The 8,121-nt window shown below is 49.7% G+C and carries 5 protein-coding genes and 2 rRNA genes (1 of these 7 only partly in view); 2 read left to right on the top strand and 5 right to left on the bottom strand.

Going from position 1 to position 8,121, the window contains the following annotated elements; translation table 11 throughout:
* A 23S ribosomal RNA gene (locus tag ACJJIW_RS03290) occupies positions 1-2,130 on the top strand (it extends 752 nt beyond the left edge of the window).
* Positions 2,131-2,333: 203 nt separating this feature from the next.
* Positions 2,334-2,449: ribosomal RNA gene (rrf, locus tag ACJJIW_RS03285) — 5S ribosomal RNA — on the top strand.
* 798 nt (positions 2,450-3,247) lie between these two features.
* On the opposite strand, the gene ACJJIW_RS03280 is transcribed toward rrf, so the two are convergent.
* From ACJJIW_RS03280 to ACJJIW_RS03260, 5 genes are all read right to left on the bottom strand, one after another.
* Positions 3,248-4,657, bottom strand: a complete 1,410-nt coding sequence (locus ACJJIW_RS03280; protein ID WP_444936695.1) for a M20/M25/M40 family metallo-hydrolase — start codon at positions 4,655-4,657, stop codon at positions 3,248-3,250.
* A 30-nt stretch (positions 4,658-4,687) separates the two neighbouring features.
* Entirely contained in the window at positions 4,688-5,038 is a 351-nt protein-coding gene (locus ACJJIW_RS03275) for a hypothetical protein (RefSeq protein WP_444936694.1), read from the bottom strand.
* A 4-nt stretch (positions 5,039-5,042) separates the two neighbouring features.
* A complete protein-coding gene (locus tag ACJJIW_RS03270; RefSeq protein ID WP_444936693.1) occupies positions 5,043-5,810 on the bottom strand; it encodes a TSUP family transporter in 768 nt (255 codons plus the stop codon).
* 11 nt (positions 5,811-5,821) lie between these two features.
* On the bottom strand, positions 5,822-6,439 hold the full coding sequence (locus ACJJIW_RS03265; RefSeq protein WP_444936692.1) for a lysophospholipid acyltransferase family protein: 618 nt from the start codon (positions 6,437-6,439) through the stop codon (positions 5,822-5,824).
* 62 nt (positions 6,440-6,501) lie between these two features.
* Positions 6,502-8,085, bottom strand: a complete 1,584-nt coding sequence (locus ACJJIW_RS03260; protein ID WP_444936691.1) for a peptide chain release factor 3 — start codon at positions 8,083-8,085, stop codon at positions 6,502-6,504.
* Positions 8,086-8,121 lie beyond the last annotated feature (36 nt).

Here is an 8,121-nt window from a genome sequence, read left to right as displayed (position 1 = left end):
TGGATCGGAGTGAAAGGCTAATCAAGCCGGGAGATAGCTGGTTCTCCTCGAAAGCTATTTAGGTAGCGCCTCGCGTCTCACCCTCGGGGGTAGAGCACTGTTTGGGCTAGGGGGTCATCCCGACTTACCAACCCCATGCAAACTCCGAATACCGAGGAGTGCAATCGCGGGAGACACACGGCGGGTGCTAACGTCCGTCGTGGAAAGGGAAACAACCCAGACCGCCAGCTAAGGTCCCAAATATCAGTTAAGTGGGAAACGATGTGGGAAGGCCCAGACAGCTAGGAGGTTGGCTTAGAAGCAGCCATCCTTTAAAGAAAGCGTAATAGCTCACTAGTCGAGTCGGCCTGCGCGGAAGATATACCGGGGCTCAAACTGATAACCGAAGCTGCGGATGCTCTTAGGAGCATGGTAGAGGAGCGTTGTGTAAGCCGTTGAAGGTGGATCGGGAGGTCTGCTGGAGGTATCACAAGTGCGAATGCTGACATGAGTAACGATAAGGGAGGTGAAAAACCTCCCCGCCGGAAGACCAAGGGTTCCTGTCCAACGCTAATCGGGACAGGGTTAGTCGACCCCTAAGGCGAGGGCGAAAGCCGTAGTCGATGGGAAACAGGTTAATATTCCTGTACTCGCTATTACTGCGACGGAGTGACGGAGAAGGCTAGGCCGGCATGGCGATTGGTTGTCCATGTTTAAGGTTGTAGGCTGGGGACTTAGGCAAATCCGGGTCCCTAAGGCTGAGAACTGATGACGAAGCCCACTTAGTGGGTGAAGTGGTTGATGCCCTGCTTCCAGGAAAAACTTCTAAGCTTCAGGTAATAGTGAATCGTACTCTAAACCGACACAGGTGGTCAGGTAGAGAATACCAAGGCGCTTGAGAGAACTCTGGTGAAGGAACTAGGCAAAATGGTACCGTAACTTCGGGAGAAGGTACGCCGGTTTTGGTGATGGGACTTGCTCCCTAAGCTGAGGCCGGTCGAAGTGACCAGGTGGCTGCGACTGTTTATTAAAAACATAGCACTCTGCAAACTCGTAAGAGGACGTATAGGGTGTGACGCCTGCCCGGTGCCGGAAGGTTAATTGATGGGGTTAGCTTCGGCGAAGCTCTTGATCGAAGCCCCGGTAAACGGCGGCCGTAACTATAACGGTCCTAAGGTAGCGAAATTCCTTGTCGGGTAAGTTCCGACCTGCACGAATGGCGTAACGATGGCCACGCTGTCTCCACCAGAGACTCAGTGAAATTGAAATCGCTGTTAAGATGCAGTGTACCCGCGGCTAGACGGAAAGACCCCGTGAACCTTTACTACAGCTTTGCACTGAACTTTGAGCCTATTTGTGTAGGATAGGTGGGAGGCTTTGAAGCAATGACGCTAGTTGTTGTGGAGCCGTCCTTGAAATACCACCCTGGTATGTTTGAGGTTCTAACTCTGGTCCGTTATCCGGATCGAGGACAGTGTATGGTGGGTAGTTTGACTGGGGCGGTCTCCTCCCAAAGAGTAACGGAGGAGTACGAAGGTGCACTCAGCATGGTCGGAAATCATGCAATGAGCATAATGGTATAAGTGCGCTTGACTGCGAGACAGACATGTCGAGCAGGTACGAAAGTAGGTCATAGTGATCCGGTGGTTCTGTATGGAAGGGCCATCGCTCAACGGATAAAAGGTACTCCGGGGATAACAGGCTGATACCGCCCAAGAGTTCACATCGACGGCGGTGTTTGGCACCTCGATGTCGGCTCATCACATCCTGGGGCTGAAGCCGGTCCCAAGGGTATGGCTGTTCGCCATTTAAAGTGGTACGCGAGCTGGGTTTAGAACGTCGTGAGACAGTTCGGTCCCTATCTGCCGTGGGCGTTGGAGATTTGAGAAGAGTTGCTCCTAGTACGAGAGGACCGGAGTGAACGAACCTCTGGTGTTCCGGTTGTCACGCCAGTGGCATTGCCGGGTAGCTATGTTCGGACGGGATAACCGCTGAAAGCATCTAAGCGGGAAGCCTCCTTCAAGATAAGATCTCCCTGAGGCCTTGAGCCTCCTGAAGGGCCGTGGAAGACTACCACGTTGATAGGCTGGGTGTGGAAGCGTTGTGAGGCGTTGAGCTAACCAGTACTAATTGCCCGTGCGGCTTGACCATACAACAGAGATGGTTACTAACGACTAGCCAAGCTAGCGGATTGTGAGTTAGAGACATACGATCGCTTGCGGTGTATTACTACAGATTGTTTTACCGACTTATTTGGGGTTATCGCCGGTCACCATCATGACCGAGGCAAACAGCGATAACACGGCAGGCCAAGCACATTGCTTATAAGACCAACGCCAACCCAAGCCAGTTTGCCTGACGACCATAGAGTTGTGGAACCACCTGATCCCTTGCCGAACTCAGAAGTGAAACGCAACATCGCCGATGGTAGTGTGGGGCTTCCCCATGTGAGAGTAGGTCATCGTCAGGCTTCTAATCCGAAAAGGGCCACCCAACAGGGTGGCCCTTTTTTTATGGCTGAAAAATATTTTAAAAAACAAAAATAAAAAAACTAAGAAAGGGAAGAAAGAGAGAGAGCAGAAAGTACTTGGCAAAAATTAAATAGAAAAAATAAAAGTAATTCTGAAAAACTTTAATGCTCAACTTTCTATTTAAAAAATCAGTCAGTAATTAAAAAAAAGAAAAACCTAAAACTACCTGAGCAGCTTAAACAGACGCTCTCCTAAAAAGCCTATAAAAATAGGTCTTTACCGACCTCCGTAGCAAACGCCTTTGCGTTCACTCAAAAAATAATCCAACAAAAATAACTCGCGTAAAAACCAGAAAAGTACCCATACCACTCCCGCCAAAAATTAAATTTAGCCGGTAAAAACATCGGTGATTTTTTAGTCTCTGCAGTAATCCCCTGTAACCACGGGGCCTGTAGCCCGTTTATTAAAGTTATGCACAACTCTATCCAGACTTTCTGTTAGTAACACCTGGCTGTGGAAATCCGCGCAAAAAGTGCTGCTTTTTTACCCGCCTTCAATAGAGCCAAGCAACCACGGGGCTGGCAGGGGATATCCCGGAGTTATACACAGCTCTATCCATGGTTTCTGTTGGTAACAAAGACGCCATAAAACGGACATCAGTTATTAACAGTGTTATGAGCGATAAATCTGTGGATTACTGCGGCTGATTGGTACGCCAGTATGTGAGAGAAGAAAAGTTTGGGGATAAAAAAAGCCCCACAAAGTGGGGCTTTAAAAATGTCGTCTGTATCTCTTATTTATTCAGAGGCAGTAGGTACTCGTCCCAGGTCTCCTTCCATCTCGGTGGTCAGGAAAGACATTACAACCCAGGCCGCTACATTCTGGCGAAGATTCTCAGGGTCGACTTTATCCAGGGTATCGTTGGGTGTGTGGTGATAATCGAAGTAGTCGGTACCGTCCTGGTATAGACCAAAGGCTGGTACACCGCGCGCAACAAACACACTGCTATCTGGGCCACCGTAAGATTCATTATTTCCGCGCTCAATACCCAGCGGTGCGAGGAGTCGCATCATTTGATCTGCAATATCAAATTTGCTCTCAGGGAGGCGGGTATCGAAACGCCAGATTTTCCCTGCTCCAAAGTCTGACTCGGAAACGGCAATAATATTGTCCAGCTCTTTTACGTGCGCCTCAACATATTGCTTAGCACCTACCAGACCAATTTCCTCTGCACCAAACAGCACGACTCGTAATGTACGACGGGGGCGCTGTGGCAGCTCAGCAATGAGACGTGCAGTTTCCATAACAATGGCAACCCCAGCTCCGTCGTCCAAGGCCCCGGTGCCTTCATCCCAGGAATCCAGGTGTGCACCGATAATCATGACTTCTTCAGGTTTCTCACGGCCAGTAATTTCACCAATGACATTAAAAGAAGGGCCGTCACTCAGTCGCTCAGTTTCAACTTCAAGTTTTACCTGGACTGGCTTGCCGCGTTGGAGCATAGCCTCGAGCAGGTTTGCATCAGGAGCGGAAAGTGCGAGTGCAGGAACTGGGTTTTCCACATCATCAACCGACATCATACCGGTGTGGGCAAATCGGTCTGAGTCGGTTCCTACGGAGCGCAACAGCATGGCAACAGCTCCTTTTTCAGCGGCAGCACGCATTCCCAGCTTGCGACCTTGCGCTGCAGGGCCGTAGCCATCCCCCGTGCGCGCTCTCTCCATACGCTTATTGATAAAAGCGATTTTACCTTTCACTTGGCTGGCCGGGGCCTTCAACAGGGCCTGCGCATCGGGAAACTCAATAATTTCCGCTGTTAACCCTCCCTCAGGAGTGGCGGCGCCATAGCCGAGGGAGGAGACAACTAGTGGCTGGGGGAAAGGGGATATGACTTCGGCGTGAGCATGGCCACGAATCCAGCGGGGTACCTCAATTTGCTCGGTATAGACGCGATCAAAGCCAAATGCCTTCATTTTGTCTTGTGCCCAGGCAACGGCTCTTTCATCGCCCTCAGTGCCTGTCCGTCGTGGTCCAACCTCGACGGTCAAAGACTCTACAATACTGTAGGCGTCGGAGCTTTCCAGTGCCCGGTCACGTAATACTTCCGCCACAGATACATCTTCCTGTGATAGAGGGGCTGCCTGGGCTATTCCCAGTGCCATGGTAGTGATCAGTCCCCCGGTAAGGGAAAGCAGTGGTTTCAACATCGGTCTATCCTTTGTTAATACTCTTCGGTCTTAAGCTTTTGGCTCGTTATTTGATGAGGCCGCGATCAGTTGCTTGCGAATTTCACGTAACTTATGCAGGCCTTTTTCTGTAAATAAGTAGGGCGGTTCGCCAGTATATTCGCTATCTTCAATACTGAGGCAACGTTGTCGCACCTCTTCAAGCTTTGGGTCGTGTCGCATTGGGCAGGCGAGGAGTGCTCGCCATTCAGTATCGCTGGCTTGCCCGGTGATTACATCTTCAAGGCCCTTAACAAAACTGCCCCGGTCCATTCGAAATCTGGGTCTGCGCAGGTGCATAAGAACCCAAACCACAATAACAAAGGCAATGAAAGAAAGAATAAGCGTTGCCAGCCAGGTCACGATATCAATCCTCCACTAATAGTTTTATTGCCACAGCAATGGTGGCAACAATGATTACCGGTTTGATAATACTGGCACCTCTTGCAATCACGAGGTTGGAGCCGAGACGAGCTCCTACAACCTGGGCAAAAGACATAGCGATAGCGAGCAAGAGAAAAATATGGCCTCCAGCGATAAAAATTAGCATAGAGGTCACATTGGTAGCGAGCACAATAGGTTTTGTTGATGCCGTAGCCGCACGCATATTGTAGCCGAGTAGCGCTGCGAAGGCGGCTGCACAGATAGACCCCATCCCGGGGCCAAAGAAGCCCCCGTAAAAACCGAGCCCACCGCCGACAACTAGATTAAAAGTAACGTTACTGATTCTGGGTTTTGAATCAATGTCGGAAATGCGGGGGGATAGAATAAAGTAGAGGGCAATAGCAATGAGCAGGATGGGAAGTAAGGTATTGAGGCCAGCCTCCCCAAGTGAAGCGACTGTTAAGGTGCCTAGGCAGGAACCGATAATTGCAGCAAGTAGTCCTGGCCAGAGGGGGCGTAAATTCAACTGGCCTTTTTGCAAGAAGTTAATGGTGGATGATAGGGTGCCAAAGACGCTTTGAAACTTATTGGTACCGAGAGCATCGAGAGGGGGAATGCCGGCCCAGAGTAAAGCGGGGAGGGTGATTATTCCCCCTCCCCCGGCGATCGCACTGACAAAGCCTGCGGTAAAGGCGATTACTGTCAGTATCAGGTAGGTATAAGTAGAAAGCTCACTACTTAACTGTATCACGAGTGGACTGGTTACCCCTTTTCAAGAGTACTTTCATCATCGTGGTAGTACCCCTGATACCTGCTAAAGCGCTTTTGGATCTCTGCCATGTCCTGTTCCAGATTGCCGCTGGGCTGGTACAGAGAGTCAATGCAAATACGCTTATTGGGGAAGTCCCAGGCAACAAGCAAAATAGGCACTTGGGCAGTATAGGAAATCCTTAAAAAACCGCTCTTCCAGCGCCCTACTTTTTTGCGAGTTCCCTCGGGAGTAATCCCCACCCACATTTTTTCATTTTCCCGGTAACTCGATGCAACTTGTAGAGCGATATTACCTGCGGCGCGCCTATCGGTAGGAACACCTCCAAGCCACATAAATAGCCGTTTAAACGGGAAGAAAAAAGCTTCCTTCTTCATGAGCCAGGAAATTTTAATACCCAAGGCCATAATAAATGGCATGGCAACCACAAAATCCCAATTGGATGTGTGGGGAGCCAAAGCCACCATGACTTTCCTTTCTGGAGGGATTTCCCCATCCATTCGCCAGCCGAGCATCTTGATTATCAACTTGCCAATAGCTTTGGTGATGCGATTGCCCAGCTGAGGTACTTCATTGGGTACTTCAGCTGGTATTTCTACAAACTGACTCATTATTTGCCTCTTTTTACTGCTGTCACACTAAGGTTTTAGCAAAGGTATTTAGCCTTGCTGCTTTAGTGTTCCCGCGTGGCATAAAAGCGAACTTCCGGATAGCGCTCTTCAGCCAATTGTAAATTAACACGCGTCGGTGCCAGGTAGGTCAGGTGTCCGCTGCCATCGAGTGCCAGGTTGGTACTGGCCTTGCGCTTGAAATTCTCTAGTTCTTTGGCACTTTCACTATCTACCCAGCGCGCAGTATTCACGTTGACGTTTTCGTAGATGGCTTCAACTTTGTATTCGTCTTTCAATCGGTAGGCGACTACTTCGAACTGTAGTACACCAACTGCGCCCACGATAATGTCGTTGTTATCCAGTGGGAAAAATACCTGGGTGGACCCCTCTTCAGAAAGCTGTTGAAGTCCTTTCTGCAATTGCTTTAATTTTAGAGGGTCTTTTAAACGTATGCGACGGAACAGCTCCGGGGCGAAATTGGGAATGCCGGTAAATTTCAGTGCTTCGCCTTCGGTAAAAGTATCGCCGATCTGGATAGTACCGTGGTTGTGCAAACCAATAATATCGCCGGCAATGGCCTCTTCTACGTGGGTTCGGTCGCCAGCCATAAATGTCACTGCATCGGCAATTTTTATATCCTTGCCAATGCGCACATGCTTCATTTTCATACCGCGATTGTAGGTGCCGGAGCAGACACGCATAAAGGCAATTCTATCGCGGTGTTTTGGGTCCATATTCGCTTGGATTTTAAAAACAAAGCCGGAGAATTTATCTTCGCTGGGCTCTACTTTCCTCTCTTTGGTTTCCCGAGATTGAGGTGAGGGCGCCCATTCAACGAAACCATCGAGCATTTCCCTTACGCCAAAATTACCCAAGGCCGTACCGAAAAATACCGGGGTCAGTTCACCGGCAAGATAAGCTTCCAGGTCAAACTCATGAGTGGCTCCACGAACCAATTCAATCTCTTCCCGAATATCCTCGGCGTACTCGCCAAGTAGTGCGTCAGCCTCAGCGGAGTCCAGACCCTTAATTTGAATATCATCGGGAATTCTGTGGCCCTGACCTTGGGAGAATACATGGATGGTATCGGTGTATAGGTTATAGACCCCCTTGAAACCTTTTCCTGAACTTAGAGGCCAATTGATAGGGGCAGCCTGGATATTGAGAACTTCTTCAATCTCATCCATTACCTCGATCGGGTCGCGAATATCCCGGTCTAGTTTGTTGATAAATGAGAGAATCGGTGTGGTTCGCAAGCGGCACACATTCATCAACTTGATGGTGCGGTCTTCCACACCTTTGGCCCCGTCAATCACCATCAGTGCGGAGTCGACGGCTGTGAGTACCCGGTAGGTATCTTCAGAGAAGTCTTCGTGCCCCGGTGTATCCAGTAGGTTTACAGTCCTCTCTTTGTAGGGGAACTGCATAACGGAAGAGGTAACAGAAATACCGCGTTCCTGTTCCATCGTCATCCAATCAGAGCGTGCGTGGGGACCTTTTTTCCCCTTAACGGAGCCCGCTTGCTGAATTGCATTCCCGAACAAAAGAAGCTTTTCGGTCACGGTTGTTTTACCGGCGTCCGGGTGGGAAATAATGGCGAAGGTGCGGCGGCCGGCAAAGCCTGCCAGGGAAGAACTTTGACCCATACTTTAAGATTCGATCACTGGATATTCGAAAAAAAT

Source organism: Microbulbifer maximicatervae (SeqCode), assembly GCF_052467815.1.
This window is presented reverse-complemented; position numbering and strand designations above follow the sequence as displayed.